This window comes from Gemmatimonadaceae bacterium, assembly GCA_019637445.1.
Classification (GTDB): Bacteria; Gemmatimonadota; Gemmatimonadetes; order Gemmatimonadales; family Gemmatimonadaceae; genus Pseudogemmatithrix.
Window position 1 is genome coordinate 95416 of the sequence record JAHBVS010000002.1, and the last position, 17432, is coordinate 112847.

The 17432-nt window shown below is 68.4% G+C and carries 16 protein-coding genes; 10 read left to right on the forward strand and 6 right to left on the reverse strand.

Annotated elements, in window-relative coordinates; translation table 11 throughout:
• Window positions 1-90: 90 nt before the first annotated feature.
• The 5 genes from KF709_10585 to KF709_10605 all read left to right on the forward strand — a co-directional run bounded on the left by KF709_10585 (window position 91) and on the right by KF709_10605 (window position 7879).
• Complete coding sequence (locus KF709_10585; GenBank protein MBX3174848.1) at window positions 91-2274, forward strand: DPP IV N-terminal domain-containing protein; 2184 nt, start codon at window positions 91-93, stop codon at window positions 2272-2274.
• A 178-nt stretch (window positions 2275-2452) separates the two neighbouring features.
• On the forward strand, window positions 2453-3115 hold the full coding sequence (locus KF709_10590; GenBank protein MBX3174849.1) for a hypothetical protein: 663 nt from the start codon (window positions 2453-2455) through the stop codon (window positions 3113-3115).
• 2 nt (window positions 3116-3117) lie between these two features.
• Window positions 3118-3957 carry an amidohydrolase gene (locus tag KF709_10595; protein MBX3174850.1) on the forward strand — a complete coding sequence of 280 codons (840 nt, stop codon included), beginning with the start codon at window positions 3118-3120 and terminating at the stop codon, window positions 3955-3957.
• Window positions 3958-4054: 97 nt separating this feature from the next.
• Window positions 4055-7336 carry a hypothetical protein gene (locus KF709_10600; GenBank protein ID MBX3174851.1) on the forward strand — a complete coding sequence of 1094 codons (3282 nt, stop codon included), beginning with the start codon at window positions 4055-4057 and terminating at the stop codon, window positions 7334-7336.
• Between the two features lie 78 nt (window positions 7337-7414).
• The gene (locus KF709_10605; protein ID MBX3174852.1) at window positions 7415-7879 is read left to right on the forward strand and encodes a hypothetical protein; all 465 of its coding nucleotides are present in this window, start codon (window positions 7415-7417) and stop codon (window positions 7877-7879) included.
• Here the strand turns inward: KF709_10605 and KF709_10610 are convergent.
• The gene (locus KF709_10610; GenBank protein MBX3174853.1) at window positions 7876-8283 is read right to left on the reverse strand and encodes a gamma-glutamylcyclotransferase; all 408 of its coding nucleotides are present in this window, start codon (window positions 8281-8283) and stop codon (window positions 7876-7878) included. The genes KF709_10605 and KF709_10610 overlap by 4 nt on opposite strands.
• 162 nt (window positions 8284-8445) lie before the next feature.
• Between KF709_10610 and KF709_10615 the strand changes: the two genes are divergently transcribed.
• Window positions 8446-9354: a DUF808 domain-containing protein gene (locus KF709_10615; GenBank protein ID MBX3174854.1), complete on the forward strand. Its 909-nt coding sequence runs from the start codon at window positions 8446-8448 to the stop codon at window positions 9352-9354.
• Between the two features lie 32 nt (window positions 9355-9386).
• On the opposite strand, the gene KF709_10620 is transcribed toward KF709_10615, so the two are convergent.
• Window positions 9387-10940: a YdiU family protein gene (locus KF709_10620; GenBank protein MBX3174855.1), complete on the reverse strand. Its 1554-nt coding sequence runs from the start codon at window positions 10938-10940 to the stop codon at window positions 9387-9389.
• Between the two features lie 49 nt (window positions 10941-10989).
• Window positions 10990-11445: an MOSC domain-containing protein gene (locus KF709_10625; GenBank protein ID MBX3174856.1), complete on the reverse strand. Its 456-nt coding sequence runs from the start codon at window positions 11443-11445 to the stop codon at window positions 10990-10992.
• 44 nt (window positions 11446-11489) lie between these two features.
• Between KF709_10625 and KF709_10630 the strand changes: the two genes are divergently transcribed.
• On the forward strand, window positions 11490-12797 hold the full coding sequence (locus KF709_10630) for an amino acid permease (GenBank protein ID MBX3174857.1): 1308 nt from the start codon (window positions 11490-11492) through the stop codon (window positions 12795-12797).
• Here the strand turns inward: KF709_10630 and KF709_10635 are convergent.
• From KF709_10635 to KF709_10645, 3 genes are all read right to left on the reverse strand, one after another.
• Window positions 12763-13554, reverse strand: coding sequence for a 1,4-dihydroxy-6-naphthoate synthase (locus tag KF709_10635; GenBank protein MBX3174858.1), 792 nt, complete (start codon window positions 13552-13554; stop codon window positions 12763-12765). The two genes, KF709_10630 and KF709_10635, sit on opposite strands and share 35 nt — an antisense overlap.
• Window positions 13542-14111 carry a hypothetical protein gene (locus tag KF709_10640; protein ID MBX3174859.1) on the reverse strand — a complete coding sequence of 190 codons (570 nt, stop codon included), beginning with the start codon at window positions 14109-14111 and terminating at the stop codon, window positions 13542-13544. Before KF709_10640 ends, KF709_10635 begins: the two co-directional genes overlap by 13 nt.
• Before the next feature lie 78 nt (window positions 14112-14189).
• Window positions 14190-14723: a DinB family protein gene (locus tag KF709_10645; GenBank protein ID MBX3174860.1), complete on the reverse strand. Its 534-nt coding sequence runs from the start codon at window positions 14721-14723 to the stop codon at window positions 14190-14192.
• A gap of 109 nt (window positions 14724-14832) precedes the next feature.
• On the opposite strand from KF709_10645, the gene KF709_10650 reads away from it, so the two are divergent.
• The 3 genes from KF709_10650 to KF709_10660 are packed head-to-tail and all read left to right on the forward strand — an operon-like array spanning window position 14833 to window position 17422.
• On the forward strand, window positions 14833-15474 hold the full coding sequence (locus KF709_10650; GenBank protein MBX3174861.1) for a hypothetical protein: 642 nt from the start codon (window positions 14833-14835) through the stop codon (window positions 15472-15474).
• Window positions 15471-15977 (forward strand): hypothetical protein, encoded by a 507-nt coding sequence (locus KF709_10655; protein ID MBX3174862.1) that lies wholly within the window; start codon window positions 15471-15473, stop codon window positions 15975-15977. The genes KF709_10650 and KF709_10655 overlap by 4 nt, the downstream gene beginning before the upstream one ends.
• The gene (locus KF709_10660) at window positions 15974-17422 is read left to right on the forward strand and encodes a 1-acyl-sn-glycerol-3-phosphate acyltransferase (GenBank protein MBX3174863.1); all 1449 of its coding nucleotides are present in this window, start codon (window positions 15974-15976) and stop codon (window positions 17420-17422) included. The genes KF709_10655 and KF709_10660 overlap by 4 nt, the downstream gene beginning before the upstream one ends.
• Window positions 17423-17432 lie beyond the last annotated feature (10 nt).

Below are 17432 nucleotides of genomic sequence, written 5' to 3' on the forward strand. Positions count from 1 at the left end.
CCGGCGGCGCGCATCTATAGAAAGGGGCCTTTTCGTCGAAACCCCCGGCGCGCCAACCTTCCGCCCCAATCCCGTCTTCCCATGCGTGCGATGATCCTGCGGACCGTCCTGCTCCTCTCCGCGCCTGCGCTGCTTCTGGCGCAGTCGACCTCCCGGCAAGTCAGTGTCGAGGACTACCAGCGCGCCGAGCGCATGCTGGCGCCGTCCGTGATGCGGCTGATGTCCGGCACCGCGAGCCAGGTCAGCTGGCTGCCCGATGGCCGGCTGTGGTATCGCCTCTCTACTGAGGGCGGCTCGGAACTCCGCATCGTGGACCCGGCGCGCAACACCAGCCGCGCCTGCGTGGCTGACCAGGATCCCTGCGCGCCCACGCGCACGACCGCGCCGGCGCAGCGCCCGCCCGCGAACAGCTCCGTGAGCCCCGATGGCTCGCGCGCGGTCTACATCCGTGACCACAACCTCTGGGTGAAGGACCTCACCACAGGCGCCGAGTCCGCGCTCACCACGGACGGCGTCGATGGCTTCGGCTACGCGACGAACAACGCCGGCTGGGTGCACTCCGACAATCCGGTCGTCACCTGGAGCCCGGACAGCAAGCAGATCGCGACCTTCCAGCACGATGGCCGTGGCGTGGACAACATGTACATGGTCTCCACGAACGTCGGCTCGCCGCAGCTGCAGGCCTGGAAGTATCCGCTGCCTGGCGACTCGGTGATCTTCCGCATCCATCGGGTGGTGATCGCGCTCGATGGCGGCAACGGCCGTCCGAAGATGACGCGCCTGCAGATGGCGCCGGACGCGCATCGTTCCACAGTCAGCGACCACATTGCCTGCGGCCGCGAGCTCTGCGACCTCCAGTGGTTCCCCGACGGTTCCAAGCTGGCCTTCGTCTCCGTCTCGCGTGACCACAAGCAGGCCTGGTTCCGCGTGGCCGACGCCCGCACGGGCGAGGTGCGCACGCTGTTCGAGGAGCGCAACGAGACCCACATCGGCGATGCCAGCATCGACTCCGAGCTGTGGCGCATCCTGCCGGAGAGCAACGAACTCATCTGGTGGAGCACGCGCGACAACTGGTACCACCTGTTTCTCTACGACCTCAACACCGGCCAGCTCAAGAATCGTATCACCTCGGGCGACGGCAACGTGCTGCGTATCGCACGCATCGACACGAAGGCCCGCCAGGTCTACTACGTGGGCAACAGCCGCGAGGCCGGCCGCGATCCGTACTTCGCGCATCTCTACCGCGTGGGCCTCAACGGCCGCGGCCACACGCTGCTCACGCCGGAGAACGCCAACCACTCGCCTTCGCCCTCGCCAGACGGCAACTGGTGGATCGACAGCTACTCCACGCCCAACACGCCCACGGTCACGGTGCTCCGCCGCGCCGACGGCCGCGTGGTGCGCGAACTCGCGCGCGCCGACGTCTCGCGCCTCGTGGCCGCCGGCTGGACGCCGCCGACGCCGATCGTCGTGAAGGCCCGCGATGGCGTGACCGACCTGTACGGGCTGATGTTCACGCCCACGCAGCTCGACTCCACGCGCAAGTATCCGGTCGTCACCTACATCTACCCGGGCCCTCAGGGCGGCTCGGTGGGCTCGCGCTCGTTCTCGCCCGCCCGCGGTGATCACCGCGCGCTGGCCGAGCTCGGCTTCATCGTCGTGGCCATCGACGGCATGGGCTCTTCGCCGCTGCGCTCGAAGGCCTTCCACGATGCCTATTACGGCCGGATGGGCGACAACACGATCCCCGACCAGGTCTCTGGCATCCGCGATCTCGCCAAGCAGTACCCGTTCGTCGACCTCAACCGCGTCGGCATCTGGGGTCACTCGGGCGGCGGCTTCGCCACCGCGGCCGCGATGTTCCGCGCGCCGGACTTCTTCAAGGTCGGCATCGCGGAGTCGGGCAACCACGACAATCGCAACTACGAGGACGACTGGGGCGAGCGCTACCAGGGCCTGCTCGTCAAGAACGGCAACTCGGACAACTACGCCGACGAGGCCAACCAGACGCACGCCGCGCGCCTGCAGGGCAAGCTCATGCTGATCCACGGCATGATGGACGACAACGTGCCGGTGTCGAACACACTGCTCGTCGTGGATGCGCTGATGAAGGCCAACAAGGATTTCGACCTGATCCTGCTGCCGCACGCCCGGCACGGCTTCGGCCCGGACGGCGCCTACATCATGCGCCGCCGCTGGGACTACTTCGTCGAGCACCTGCAGGGCAACGTGCCGCCGCGGGAGTTCCGGATGGGACAGCAGATGCAGCGCTGACCCACGCGATTCACGGCACAGACGGGGCGGCCTCGGCGACGAGGCCGCCCCGTCGTGCTTTGGGAGGACTCCGCGCACCAGAGGCAGACGGCGGGTGCCTCGGTCTGCACCCACGCGCTCGGGTGTCCGCCGCCTGCGCCAGACGATAGGTTGGAGGCACTTCAACCGGAGCCTGTCCATGTTCCGCTCCAGTTCCGTGCTCGGATCGCTCCAGGACTCGTGGGCGCGATTCGTCGAGTTGCTGCCGGACCTCCTGCTCGCCGCCGCACTCCTGATGGCAGGTTGGCTGCTCGCGCGGATTGCGCGGCGCCTCTCGATCCGCCTGCTGCGCTGGCTGAAGGTGGACGTGCTGGCCGAGCGCGTGGGCTTTGACGACTTCCTCGTGCAAGGCGAGGTCAAGATGACGACGGTCACCCTGGTGGCGAACGCCATCTACTGGGTGATTCTCGCCGGCGTCTTCGTGGCGCTGCTCGACGCCCTCGGCGTCAACGCGGCCAACGACCTCATCCTCGCGGTGTGGGACATCATCCCGAACATCGTGCTGGCCATCGGCATCCTGCTCTTTGGTTCGCTGGCGGCGCGCGTGCTTGGGCGCGCCGTTCTCAGCTACCTGAACAACGTCGGCTCGCCGGCGGCACGCGGGCTCGCCGTCCTCACCCGCGCCGGCGTGCTCATCTTCACCGTGTTCATGGCCGCCGAGCAGCTGGCCATTCGCAGCGAAGTGCTCGTGTCGGCATTCCAGATCGCCTTCGCCGCTGTCTGCCTGGCGGCGGCCATCGCCTTCGGGCTGGGAGGGCGTGCCTGGGCCGAGGACATCCTGAACCGACACTTCAAGTCCTGACGATGATCATCGACTGCCACACGCATCTCAACAACTATCACGACGAGACTCTCGACGACCTCCCAGGCTGCCTCGAGAAGCTGCAGACCTCGATGCGCCGCAATCGCGTGGACATCTCGATGGTGCTCACCTCGTACAAGGTCACGCCGGGTCGCCCCTCCACGCGCGCCGTCGTGGACGCGACCAAGGGGATGGCCAACATCCACGTCATCGCCGGCATCTCGTACAAGACCTTTTCCGAGAAGGACGTCGCCGAACTGCGCGCGATGCTCGAGGCCAAGGAGATCAAGGGCCTCAAGCTGTATCCGGGCTACGAGCCGTTCTATCCAGCGGACACCAAGCTCGCGCCCGCGTATCAGCTCGCCGAGGAGTTCGATGTCCCGGTGATGATCCACTGCGGCGATACCTACGCGCCGCAGGGGCGCGTGAAGTATTCGCACCCCATCAACGTCGATGACGTCGCGGTGGACTTCCCCAAGGTCCGCTTCCTCATCTGCCACCTCGGGAATCCTTGGTTCCGCGACTGCATGGAAGTCGTGTACAAGAACAACAACGTGTACACGGACATCTCCGGCCTCACGCTTGGTGACTTCAGCGATCGCTTCGAGGCGTACATGCGCACGCAACTCAAGGAGATGATCCTCTGGGGCGTGAACCCCAAGAAGGTGCTGTGGGGCACGGACTGGCCGCTGGTCTCGATGGAGTCCTACCTGCAGTTCATGGACGAACTGCGGCTGCCGCCCAAGGACAAGGAGTTGATGCTGTGGCGCAATGCCGTCGAGTTCTACAAGCTCGATGTGCAGGAGCACGCCAAGAAGGGACTCGGCAAGCTCTTCGGTTAGATGCTTCGTGCGTTCTCCGTCTGTCTAGCTCTCCGCGGTTCACAGGCTTCCAAGATTCCACTGTGCATTGGCGCACCCTGACCCGAGGTCGTTCGGCATGTCGCTCCTGACCATCACGACTCGCCGCGCGCTCGCGGCGCTGATCCTTCTACCGCTGCTCCCTGGAGTCGGCGCCACGCAGGCCACGGCGATCCCCGCCCGCGCCGCAGAATCGCTGCCGATGCGCAGCGTCGGGCCCGCGCTGATGGGCGGGCGCATCGCCGACATCGCCGTGCATCCCGGCGACCTGCGCACCTGGTACATCGCTGTCGGTTCGGGCGGTGTGTGGAAGACCACGAACAGCGGCGTGACCTTCACGCCCGTGTTCGATCGCCAGGCCTCGTACTCGATCGGCACCCTGGCCATCGACCCATCGAACCCGCGCACGGTGTGGGTCGGCACGGGCGAGAACGTGAGCGGCCGCCACGTCGGTTGGGGCGACGGCGTCTACCGCTCCCGCGACGGCGGCGCATCGTGGCAGAAGATGGGGCTCGGCAACTCGCAGCACATCGGACGCATCCTCGTGGATCCGCGCGACGGCAACACGGTGTTGGTGGCCTCGGAAGGTCCACTGTGGTCGGCCGGCGGCGAGCGCGGCGTGTACCGCTCCACCGACGGCGGCGCGACCTGGAGCGCAACGCTGCAGATCGACGAGAACACCGGCGTGACGGACCTTGAGTTCGATCCCGCGAACCCCGACGTGGTCTACGCCGCCGCGTACCAACGGCGCCGGCACGTGTGGGGCTTCCTGGCGGGAGGCACCGGGTCGGGCATCTACAAGTCCACCGACAACGGCCGCACCTGGCGGAAGGTCTCGCAGGGCCTGCCGAGCGGTGAGATCGGGAAGATTGGCTTGGCGACGACGCCGGCCGACCCGTCGCGTGTGTATGCGACCATCGAGGCGGCCGGCGCCAGCCGCGGCTTCTACGCCAGCGTGGACCGCGGCGAGAGCTGGGAGAAGCGCAATGCCTACATCTCCGGCGGCACCGGGCCGCATTACTACCAGGAGATCGAGGCCTCGCCGACGGATGCGGATCTGGTCGTGCAGATGGATGTCTTCCTGCAGGTCACGCGCGATGGCGGACGCAGCTTCGGCAACCTCGAGACCGGGCACGACAAGCACAGCGACAACCACGCGCTCTGGATTGACCCCACCGACGGTCGGCACATGATCGTGGGCACTGATGGCGGGCTCTACGAAAGCTTCGATGAAGGCTCTCACTGGCGGCACTTCCCGAACCTGCCCGTCTCGCAGTTTTACAAAGTGGCGCTGAATGACCGCGCACCTTTCTATGACATCCTCGGTGGCGCGCAGGACCTGGGCACGCTGCACGGTCCGGCGCGCACCCTGCACGAGGAGGGCGTGCGCAACCAGGACTGGTACGTGCCGCTTGGCGCCGATGGCTACGGCGTCGCCTTCGAGCCGGGCAATCCCGACCTGATGTACCTGATGTGGCAGCAGGGCAGCCTGGCGCGGAAGGACCGTCGCAACGACGAGACGGTGCTCATCAAGCCGCAGCCCGCAGCATCGGATCCGCCGGAGCGTTGGAACTGGGATTCGCCGCTACTGGTGAGCCCGCATCGACCGACGCGCATCTACTACGGCTCTCAGCGCGTTTGGCGCAGCGACGACCGCGGTGACAGCTGGACCGCTATCAGTGGCGACCTGACCACGGGCGCCGAGCGCTACAACCAGCGCTACTACGGTCGCACCTGGAGCGTGGACGCGCTCTATGACCACGGTGCGATGTCCAAGTACGCAACGACCACGGCCATCAGCGAGTCGCCGCGCGCGGAGAACACGCTGGCCGTCGGAACGGATGACGGGCTGGTGCAGGTCACCAGCGACGGCGGTGCCACGTGGACGCGTGCCGCCGCGATGCCGGGCCTGCCCCCGCTCTCGTTCGTCAATGACGTGGAGTTCTCGCAGCACGACGCGCGCACACTCTACGTGGCCGCCGACGCGCACAAGAACGGCGACTTCGCGCCATACGTGTACGTGTCCACCGACCTCGGCCGCTCCTGGCGCTCGATCGCCGGCGACCTGCCGCGCGGCACCGTTGTGTGGGCAGTGCAGCAGGACCACGAGCGGCCCGAGCTCCTCTTCCTCGGCACTGAATTCGGCGTGTATTGGTCGCCGAACAGCGGCACGAACTGGCACAAGCTCGGCGGCGGGATGCCGACGATCGCTGTGCGCGACATCAAGCTGCATCGGCGCGACAATGACTTGGTGGCGGCGACCTTTGGCCGCGGCTTCTACGTGCTCGATGACTATACGGCGCTGCGCAGCCTGAGCACCGGCGCTCGCGCCGATGTCGCCGCACTGATGCCGGTGCGCGATGCCTGGTGGTATGTGCCCTATGTGGTCGGCCAGGCCACGGGCCGTCCGGAGCTCGGCACCGACGACTACGCCACGGCCAATCCGCCGCAGGGTGCGCTGCTGACCTACTATGTGTCCTCGATGCCCAGCACGGCGCAGGAGGCGCGCCGCGCCGAGGAGCGGCGGCTGTCCGAGCGCAACGCGGACGTGCCGTTCCCGGGATTCGATCGCCTGCGTGCGGAGCAGCAGGAGCGCGGGCCGCAGCTGTTCGTCGCGATTCGCAATGCGTCGGGAGTGGTCGTTCGGCTGTTGGACGCGCCGTCGCGCACGGGACTGCACCGCATCAACTGGGATATGCGCCTCGCGAGTCCGCAGCCTGTGGACTTGAATCCGCCGGCGTTCCGGCCGCCCTGGGCTGGTGAACCGCTTGGTCCGCTCGCGGCGCCGGGCGAGTACACGGCGCAGCTGCAACTGGTGTCGGCGTCAGGTGTCCGCGCGCTCGGCGAAGCCCAAAGCTTCACGCTGCGGCCCGTGCCGAACATCCCGGGCAACCCCGACTACGTGGCGGTGGCCGCGTTCCAGCAGCGTGTGGCAGGGTTGCAGCTGCGGTCGGCGGCTGTCGGACGCGAATTGGGATGGCTGCGCGAGCAACTGCGGCACGCGCGCGCGTCGGTCGTCGCGGCCTCGCGGCCGGATGCGGCATTGTTCGCGCGGATTGATGCGTTGAACAACCAAGTGGCAGGGCTCGCGCGTCGCATGAACGGCGATCCGGCCCGCTCCTCGCTGAACGAATCCAACGAGCACAGCATCGGCGCGCGACTCGGCGCTGCGGCGCAGTTCGACAATCGCTATCCGCCGACGGCCACGCAACGCCGCGAGGCCGACCTGGCGGCTGGCGAACTCACTGCGCTTGAGGGAGACCTGCGGACGCTCCTGGAGCGCGACCTGCCGGCGTTGCAGGCCGCGATGGCGGCGGCGGGCGCCCCCTGGAGTGCGGGCCGTGGCCTGCGGAACCCATGACCAACAGGGCGGGTGAAACGTCCTGATGTTGGAGCACTGCTGTCGGATGCTCGTCCATCCTTCAACCGGAATACCACAATGATCCGCCGTCTCGCTGCAACGCTTGGTCTGCTCGCGCTGGTCGCCGCCCCGGCCCAGGCACAGATCCCACTGCTCGACGTGCGCATCGGCGCGCACGCCGCCCTGCCGCAAGGTGACTTCGGCGACGCTTACGACGCCGGCTTTGGCGCGTATGCACGCGTCGGGGTGCCACTGCTGATGTTCAAGTTGATGGGCAGTGCGACCTTCACGCAGTTCAAGGCCGCCAATCCGCTGGTCGAGGACACCAACGAGATCACGCTGCAGGTCGGCCCGCACTTCTCGCCGATTCCGCTGCTCGACCTCGGGCTAGAGGCAGCGTACCTCACCGACGCCAAGGAGTGGGCGTACTCGCCGAACGTCTCCATCGGCCTGCTGATGCTCGACGTCACCGCCTCGTACAACAAGACCTTTGAGAGTGGTGGCGCCAGCTGGCTGACGCTGGGCGTCGGCTTCCGCTTCTAGTGCTTGTCGCGGGGCGTCGCAGCTGATGCGGCGTCCCGCTCGCGCTCTCGGCGCCAGCGCCGCCAATCCCCGTCCTCGATCACGGCGCGCTGCGCCGTGAATCGCGCGGGCAGGATGTAGGTCTCGACGCGCTCGCCGTCGGCCAGCACGATTGGTCGGCGGACGTACCAGTCGGGATGTCCCTCGAGCGCATCGAGCGCCTGCAAGGTTGTGGCATCGACGTCGAAGACCTCGCCAAGTACGCCTGTCACGCCCTCGTCGCCCATCCCTGGATGGCCGTCGAGGGCGTAGAGCGTGTAGGCCGGCGGCGTGGCTGCCGGACGCACGAACCGGGCCTCGGCGAGCAGGCCGTAGTTCAGCTCGCCGCGCAGTAGGGTTCCGTAGACGAACAGGCGGGTGGGCACGAAGGGCGATTCGTGGAGGGGAGCCAGGCTCTCGCCGCGAGGGCCGTCGATGAAACCTAGCCCGCGCCGTCCCGCCGGCGACTCGTCCCGCGCGACGCAGCCCAAGCGGCCTTGCTCTCTCGCCCCCCGCGCGTTGCTTTCCTGCATCCCCAACCCCACGCCATGGCCGGCGCCAGCCTCCTCGCCCTGCTCGATGACATCACCACGCTGCTCGACGACGTCGCGACCCTCAGCAAGGTCGCGGTGCAGAAAACCAGCGGCGTGGTGGGCGATGACCTGGCGCTCAACGCCGAGCAGGTGAGCGGCTTCGCCGCGGAACGTGAGCTGCCGGTGGTGTGGGCGGTGGCCAAGGGCAGCTTCGTCAACAAGGCCATCCTCGTGCCCGCCGCGCTGCTCATCAGTGCCTTCGTGCCCAAGCTGGTGGTGCCCCTGCTGATGCTCGGCGGGGCCTACCTCTGCTTTGAGGGCTTCGAGAAGGTCTTCCACAGGTGGCTGCACCCCCAGGAAAGCACGCAGCACAAGGAAGAGCTCTCGACGGCGCTGCGGACGCCCGAGATCGACCTGGTCGAGCTGGAACGCGCGCGCATCAAGGGCGCCATCCGCACGGACTTCATCCTGTCGGCAGAGATCATCGTGATTGCGTTGGGCACGATGGCCACGGCGCCGATCGGCCAACAGGTCGTCGCACTGAGTGTGATTGGCGTGGCCATCACGGTGCTCGTGTACGGACTGGTGGCAGGCATCGTGAAGGTCGACGACCTCGGCGTGCAACTGGTGCAGGGCGGGGGCGCGGGCGCCTCCTTCGGACGATGGATCCTCGCGGCCGCCCCGTGGTTGATGCGCGCGTTGAGCGTCGGCGGCACGGCGGCGATGTTCCTCGTCGGCGGCGGCATCATCGTGCATGGCATCCATCCAATCGCCGTGGTGGTGGAGCGCTGGGCGCACGCGGCGGGTGCAGCGAGTGGACTGGTCACGTGGCTGCTGAACGGCGCGATTGGCGTTGTGGCAGGCGGCGTACTGGTCGGCGTCGTCACCTTGGCGCAACGCCCGCGCGCGCGTGGCAGCGAGTAACCGCCGCCGAAACAACGGCGACGCGACGAAACCTAGGAACTGCAGGAGAGCATCGAGCAACCCGCCCGATGCCGTGCCCACTCCGGCCGCCGCTCGGCGAAACGCTCACGCCCCGGCTGCCACGTGTACGGCTGCCGCATCGTATCGAGCAGTTCGTCCAGCAGCGACGCATCGCCCTCGGCGGCGCGATCGATGGCTTCCTGTGCGAGGTAGTTGCGTGGGACGTACACGGGATTTGTCGTGGCCATTGCTTCGCGTGCGGTGGCCAGTGCGTCCCAGCGTCGGAGCCACGCCCCAATCGCTGCTGCGTTGCGGTCTCGCGCGGACTCATCGTAGAACACGTCGCCCAGCCAGGCCACAGCCTCGGCACCTCCACTGGGCACGGTGCTGCGCGCATCCGTGAGCGCGCGGAAGAACCGCGTGTAGTCCATCGCTGCAGCCTCGAGCAGCGCCAAGCCTTCGGTGATCAGGGCCTCGCCATCCCCCGCAAACACGGGGAGCCCGAACTTCCGCGCCAACATCGCCGTGTACTCGCGGTTAAACGTCTCGACGTAGCGCGCGAGCCCATCGCGCAGTGGCGCGATGTCCGCGAACAACGGTCGCAGTGCGTCCGCCAGCCGCTCCAGGTTCCACTGCGCAATCGCCGGCTGGTTGCCGTAGCGATAGCGCCGTCCCATCGCGTCGGTGGTGTTCGGCGTCCAGTTGGGGTCGAAGTCCTCCACCCAGCCGTAGGGCCCGTAGTCGATCGTCAGGCCGAGCACGCTCATGTTGTCCGTGTTCATCACGCCGTGCACGAACCCCACGCGCATCCAGTGCACGATCATCACCGCCGTACGCTCGCAGACCTCGGCGAACCAGCGCGCGTCTCGATCAGTGGCCGGCGCCCCGAGCCGAGGGAAGTCGCGGTCGACCGTGAAGTCCAGCAACTGTCGCAGCAGCGCGTGGTCGCCGCGGGCGGCGAGGATCTCGAAGTTGCCGAAACGCAGGAAGCTCGGCGCCACGCGGCAGACCACGGCACCAGGCTCGAGTGCGGGATTGCCATCGTAGAACATGTCGCGCAGCACCTGCTCGCCCGTGGTGACCACGCTCAACGCACGCGTTGTGGGCACGCCGAGGTGATGCATCGCCTCGCTGCAGAGGAACTCGCGGAGGCTCGAGCGCAGCACGGCGCGGCCGTCGGCCGTGCGCGCGTAAGGCGTGGGCCCGGCGCCCTTGAGTTGCAGCTCCCAGCGCTCGCCGCCCGCCGTGAGCACCTCGCCGAGGGAGATGGCGCGTCCGTCGCCGAGTTGGCCTGCCCAGTGGCCGAACTGATGGCCGCCGTAACAGGCGGCAACGGGGTCCATCCCGTTGAGTAGCGCGTTGCCCGCGAAGACCTGTGCGAACCACGGCTCGCGATGGGCGTCGGGCGCGAGACCGATCATCGCGGCCACTTCGGTTGCGTGCGAGAGAAGCTGCGGTGCCGCGACCGGTGTTGGCCGCACGCGCGTCCACGCGGCCCCGAGCACCTGCCGCCGCTCGTTGCTGTCGAGCGGGTCGCCGGGAAGCTCCCTGACGAAGCGATTGTCGAAGGTCAGCCTACGGTCCACGCCCGAAAGCTACTGTGTCCGCCGCAGTGGCTCGCGAGCGCGTGGCTCTTCAGGCCGCGCCGGTCTTCGGCTCGACCCAGTCCACCGAGTCACCGACGGCGATGTCGCCACCCTCGATGACCTGCGCGAAGGCGCCGCCGCCCCAGTCGTCGCGCAGCGCCTCCTGCAGTCCCGCCGCGGCCTCCTCCATGCGCTCGCAGGGCGTGGTCTCACCGCCGATCTGCAGCAGCGTCGAGCCGATACGCAGGAGCCGGCCCCGCGTCTCCGCGAGCACGACGCCGGAGACCAGCAGGTTCGCCCTCCGCGCGATGGGATCCACCGGCTCCGGCAGCAGCGCGACGGCACGCGCCCAGCGCTCGGCGTCGACCAGCGTGACCTGGCGCCGTCGGCTGCGGTCAACGCTGCCCTCGAGGCCTGCGTCCGTCACCAGTGTGGCCGACTCCACGGCATCCATCGGCCCGCGGTGCGAACGCTTCTTCCAGATGGCGATCAGTGTGCCTGACATGGGCCAATGATAGCGCCTCCAGCCCAGCGCGGTAACTTGTGCGCGTGTCCCAAGAGATCCGCAGCCTCGGTGTCGTCACCGCCACCGCGGTGCTCATCTCGAACATGGTGGGCACGGGCGTGTTCACCAGCCTTGGCTTCCAGGTCGTGGACATCACCAGCGGCTTCGCCCTGCTCGCGCTCTGGGCCGTGGGCGCGCTGTTGGCGCTCACCGGTGCCTTCTGCTACGCGGAGCTCGGCACGACCATTCCGCGCTCGGGTGGTGAGTACGTCTACCTCAGCTGGGCCTGGTCCCCGCGACTGGGCTTCATCGGTGGGTTCGTCTCGATGACCGCCGGCTTCGCGGCGCCAATCGCCCTGGCCGCCATCGCGTTCGGACGATATGCCACGGCCGTCGTGCCGGTGGATCCCCGCCTGCTCACGCTTGCGGTGTTGCTGGTGGTCGGCGCGGTACACGCCCGGCACGTCTCCAGCGCACGGCGCTTCCAACTGCTCACGACCGGCAGCACGCTGGTCGTCATCCTCGCCTTCATTGTGGCCGGCCTGGCGATTGGCCCTCGTGAACCACTGTCATTCGCCCCGGAGGCCGCGGCCTTCCGGTCCATTGGTTCAGCGCCGTTCGCGATCTCGCTCATCTACGTGGTCTACGCTTACACGGGTTGGAACGCGATTGGCTACGTCGCTGGTGAGGTGCGCGAGCCGCAGCGCACGATCCCGCGGGCGGTCGTCATCGCCGTGCTCATCGTCGCGCTGCTCTACTTGTTGCTGCACTGGGTTTTCCTGCGCGCAGTGCCCATCGCCGAGCTGCGCGGCACGGTTGAGGTGGGCGCGCTCGCCGGCACGCGCGTCTTCGGCCCACTTGGCGGACGCCTGATGAGCGGCGTGATCGCGCTCGTGCTCGTCGCGACGATCTCCGGCTTCCTCTACGCCGGTGCACGGGTGACACAGGCTGTCGGTGCCGGGTCGACGGCGCTGCGCTGGATGGGCGCCGCAGGACCCGATGGCGTGCCACGGCGCGCGCTCGCGCTGCAGATGGCGCTGGTCGCGCTGCTCATCGTCACCGCGTCGTTCGAGCAGGTGCTCGCCTACGCCGGCATCGTGCTCAATCTGATGAATCTCCTGGCGGTGGCCGGCCTGATGCGGATGCGTCGGCGCGAGCCGGGGCTCGAACGACCGTTCCGCACGCCGCTTTACCCGGTGGTGCCGCTGGCCTTCGCCGCGCTCAGCGTCTGGATGATCGGCTTCACCGTGTGGCAACGACCTGTGATCATCCTTGCCGCGCTGGGCACCCTCGCGATTGGCTCGGGGCTCTACTCGCTCACGCTGCGCCCGGTGACTCCACCAGTCGCGTGATGGCGCGCAGGCCGGCGTCGCCGATGTCGAGGCTCCACTCATTCACGTACAGCGCGATGTGCTGCGCACAGACCTCGGTGGACATCTCCTGCGCGTGGGCGCGCACGTAGTCCGCGCTGGCCGTCGGATGGTCGAAGGCGTAACGCACCGAGGCGCGGATGGCGGACTCGGCGGCATCGCGCGTCTCGACGTCGAGGTCCTCGCGCGCGCAGATGCCGGCAAGCGGCACGGGCAGCTGCGTTTCGCGTTCCCACCACTCGCCGAGGTCGGCGACGCGCACGAGGCCGTGGTCCTGGTAGGTGAAGCGGCTCTCGTGGATGATCAGCCCGGCATCCACCGCGCCGTCCGCGACGGCGCGCAGGATGCGGTCGTAGCGCATCTCGATGGGGTCGCCGAGCCCTGGCGCCGCGAGTCGGAGCAAGCGAAACGCCGTCGTCTCACGTCCGGGAATCGCCAGGCGGCCACGCACGGCTTCGGCCAATGACATCGTGGCGCGTGCCACGACCAACGGTCCAACGCCGTGCCCGAGCGCGCCGCCGCTACGCAGCAGCCGGTACTTGGACCCGACGCTGGCAAAGGCGCCCACGCTGAGCTTGGTGAGCTCGAACTCGCCCTCGTGCGCGCGGCGATTCAGCTCCTCGATGTCCAACAACACCGGCCGCAGTCTGAACGGCGCCTCGACCAACCCGTGCGCCAACGCGTGGAAGGCAAACGTGTCGTTGGGGCAGGGGGAGTAGCCGAAGCTCAGTTCACGCACGACGCCACGGCCTCCACCAAGCGTGGGGTGATGCGATGCAACGCGTCGAACGCCGCCTCGAAGTGCCAGCGCGCGCGATCGGTCTCCTCGACTTCATTCGAGATGACGCGCAGCTCGATGGCTGGCACCGCCGCCAGTGCCGCCGCGCGCAGCACGCCGAAGCCTTCCATCGCTTCGACATCGCCGGCGGCACTCGCGCCGACCCGTGCGGCCGTCGCAATCGGCAGGCAGGGTGCGTCGGGGAACGCGGCGGAGCAGGCGCGGAGCAGTCCGTGGTCGGGCAGGATCTCGCTGCTGCCGAACTCCGGCGGCACAATCAAATCCGTGTAGAGCGAGGCGGAACCGATGACCAGCGAGCCTGGCGCGAGCGCGGCCCGTCGCCGCGCGCCAGCAATGCCGACGTGCAAGACCGCACGCGGCTGTGCCGCGGCGAGCGCATTTGCCGTGCGGGCCGCGGCGTCCACGGGGCCGACTCCGCAGAGTAACGTGCCCCAACCCTGCGGTGGCGCCAGCTCGCGGGCCGTGGCCGCGACGACGAGGATGTCCGCGATTCCCATGCGTGGGAAGCTAACGCGCCGCTGGCGCCACCCCGCGCCAGGCCACGGCGCAGAGGCGCGCGTCCGGGTCCTCCGGCATCAGCGCGGCCCGCGATCCAGCACCGGCAAGTAAGCGCGCCAAGGCCCCACGTCCGCCCGATAACGCTTGGCCTGCACCCGCGCGATCTGGCCGATGTGGCCCAAGTCGTGCACGACCCAGGTGGCAAGCAGTTGCTGGAGCGTGACCGTGCCGAGTTCGGGGTGTTCACCAGTCAGCGCGAGCTGCGAGCCGCTGAGCGACCAGCCCCGAAGCTCCCGCAGGTTGCTCGCGCGACGTTCGCGAAACTCATCGAGCAGTTGCGCGATGGACCGGCCGGCGCAGGCGGTACGGTGCGCGCGCCGGTCGAAGGGCGTGAAGCGCCGCGACTCACCTTGTGCCAGGATGATTCGCGCGCGAGGGATCCAGTCGGCGCGCTCGCCCTGCAGGAGATGCGCGAGGTTCTCCCAGGTGGAAAACGTGTCGGGGCCCTCGTCGGCATCTGTCCAAGTGCTCGACAGGTCCGCGCAGAGCGCCTGCAGCCGGTCCGGCGTGCGCGCGAGCATCTCGATTGCCTCGTCGACCTTGAACCGCAGCGGCTCGGCCTTCGGGTCCTTCCCATCGTCGTGCATCCGGCGTCCCCCGTGGTGGAATGCGCCCGCTGATGTCATTCTATCGCCATCCGCACTCGCTTTGGGAGCCACCGTGGACCACAAGTCCCGCGACCGCTGGTCATTACAATGGATGGTCGACCAAGGCTTCCTGCACGGGCTGCTCGTGGGCGGCGTCGGGTTCATCTGGCTGATGATTGCCACCGGCGGCGTGCTCGGCGGCTTCCTGGGATTGCCGCCGGGTTTTTTGATCGGTCTCGTCGTGCACCGCGTGACCGCTGCCACAGGTGCCAAGCTCGCGGGCTCACTCTATGCGCCGAGCGGCGAAACCACGTCGTACGTGCCGACCTACTCACACATCGACGCGATGATTGCGCGCGGGGATCTCGATGCGGCCGCCGCAGCCTTTGACGAGGAGATCGCCAACAGCGGCGGCAGCGTCGGCGTCGTGGTGAAGGCGGCGGACTTCCATCTGCGCGAACGCCGCGATGCCGCGCGGGCACTCCAGCTCTTCCAGCACGCGCGAAGCTCGGGTGCGGGGTCTGTCGACACGAAGCGCTACATCCAGCAGAAGGTGGTCGACATCCACCTCGGTCCGCTGCAGGACGAAGGGCGGGCGATGGCAGAGCTGCGTCGGCTCATCGATGCCTTCCCCGGAACGCGCGAGGCTGATGCGGCGCGCGAGTCGCTGGCGGCCCTCAAGCGCCAGCGTGGCGAGGCGGGTTCGCCAGGATGAGGCTCCTTCGCGTTCACATCACGAGACGTTCGGACGGCGGCGGAACGCTCGTGCTCGAGCGCGCCGACGGCTCGCGCACCTGGCAACGGCAGACGGATCGGCACGCGGCGTTCTTCGCCGCGCACGACCTGACGCACCTCGCCGTCGAGTCCGTGCTGCGGCTGCGCGGTGCCTTCTATGGACTGGTGGCCTCCGGCTGGGAGTTCGACGACTTCCTGCCGCCGTATCCCCGCGGCGCCCTGCCGACCGAGGCGTTGTGGGTCGAGTTGCTGGTCGGCCTGCTGGATGCCGAACGCGCCAGCGAAGCGGCTGGCGCGGCGCGCAGCAGTGCACAGGACATGGCTGAGATGCTGGCAACCGCTTGGCCATCAAGCGCCGGCCCCCAGCCTCACGCACTCGACGAGGCGACGCTCGTGGCCGTGCGCGACGCGCGCGATTCGCACTTGCAGCGCTGGGCAGCCGTCGGCGTCGGCGATATGCTCGAGCTCGAGTTCGCGCCGTGATCCCGCGCTGGGCGATCTGGACGGCAGCCATCGCCGTGCTTGCAGTTGTCGCGTTGCTCGTGTGGCGCCGCTGGACCGCCCGCGCCGCGCGTCGCGCGCTGCTGCGCTTCCGCGCCCGCGTGGATCGCTTCAAGCTCACCGGCAAGCGCTACATCGTGCAGTCGCTGTTGGCGGATCCAGCAATCGCCGCCGGCGTCGCCGCACACGCCGAGGAACACGCACTGCCCAGGGCCCAGGTCTGGCGTCGCGTCGAGACCTACCTCGACGAGATCGTCCCGGTCTTCAACCTCTTCATGTACTACCAGTTCGGCTACGCCATTTCCAAGGCGGCGCTGGGACTCTTCTATAAGACCACGGTCAAGATCCGGAATCGCGCGGCGCTCACGGCGCTCCCGCGCGAGAGCATTGTGCTCTACGTGATGAACCACCGATCCAACGCGGACTACGTGCTCGCCGGCTACGCCCTCGCCGGGCAGGTCGCCATCAGCTACGCCGTGGGCGAGTGGGCGCGCGTGTTCCCACTCGAGTACCTGTTCAAGAGCTTCGGTTCGTATTTCATCCGCCGCCGTTACCGCGAGCCGCTCTACCACACGGTGCTCGAGCGCTACGTCCAGCTCATCACGCGCAACGGGGTCACGCAGGGCATCTTCCCCGAGGGCGGCCTCTCGCGCGACGGGAAGTTGCGGCCGGCAAAGATTGGTCTTCTCGACTACTTCCTGGGGACTGCCTGCGAGCCCGGCTTCGCCGAGCGGATGTACATCGTGCCGGTGGGGATCAACTACGACCGCGTGCTCGAGGACCGCTCGCTGATGCGGGAGCTGCGGGCGAGCGAGGGCGGGGAACGGCCCTCGCGCCTCAGCCAGCTGCGCGAGGTGCTGAACTTTGCCATCTCGTCGTTCGGGCGACTGGGCAGTGGCCGCTGGCGGCGCTATGGCCGAGCTGCTGTGGTGGTCGGTGAGCCGCATCCCGTGGCCCCGTGGCTCGAAGGGATCCGCGCCGAAGGCACGGCCTTATTCGAATTGCCGCGCGCCGAGCGCCTGGCCCGCGTGCAGGCCTTCACCGACACGATGATGCAACGCGTCGGCGCCATCGTGCCCGTGACCGCCGTGCCGTTGGTCTGCGCCGCCCTGCAGACCTTCGAGAGCGAGATCGTTCCCGAGGCACCGCTGCTCGCGCGCATCGAGGAGCTGCGTGACGTCTTGGTCGCGTCGGGCGCCGAGGTGGCGGAGGCGCAGCGCGATGGTGGCGAGACCTTCGAGCGCGCCTACCGGATGCTCAGGATGCGCCGCGTGCTGCACCGCGACGGGGACCGGTTTGTCGTCCTGCCGCGCGGCCGTGAGCTGATCTCGTACTACGCCAACGGCATCGCCCATCTCTGCGGCGCCTTCACGGCCCAGGTGCGAGAGCGCGATGCCCTGCCGGTCGACCAGGTCGTGGACCTGTAGGCCAGTGGGC

Bases quoted from the DNA above. Each gene is read 5' to 3' on its own strand.
- KF709_10625 (MBX3174856.1), bottom strand. From the start codon at position 11,445: ATGTCAGGCACACTGATCGCCATCTGGAAGAAGCGTTCGCACCGCGGG.
- KF709_10585 (MBX3174848.1), top strand. From the start codon at position 91: ATGATCCTGCGGACCGTCCTGCTCCTCTCCGCGCCTGCGCTGCTTCTG.
- KF709_10595 (MBX3174850.1), top strand. From the start codon at position 3,118: ATGATCATCGACTGCCACACGCATCTCAACAACTATCACGACGAGACT.
- KF709_10590 (MBX3174849.1), top strand. From the start codon at position 2,453: ATGTTCCGCTCCAGTTCCGTGCTCGGATCGCTCCAGGACTCGTGGGCG.
- KF709_10600 (MBX3174851.1), top strand. From the start codon at position 4,055: ATGTCGCTCCTGACCATCACGACTCGCCGCGCGCTCGCGGCGCTGATC.
- KF709_10655 (MBX3174862.1), top strand. From the start codon at position 15,471: ATGAGGCTCCTTCGCGTTCACATCACGAGACGTTCGGACGGCGGCGGA.
- KF709_10640 (MBX3174859.1), bottom strand. From the start codon at position 14,111: ATGGGAATCGCGGACATCCTCGTCGTCGCGGCCACGGCCCGCGAGCTG.
- KF709_10615 (MBX3174854.1), top strand. From the start codon at position 8,446: ATGGCCGGCGCCAGCCTCCTCGCCCTGCTCGATGACATCACCACGCTG.
- KF709_10605 (MBX3174852.1), top strand. From the start codon at position 7,415: ATGATCCGCCGTCTCGCTGCAACGCTTGGTCTGCTCGCGCTGGTCGCC.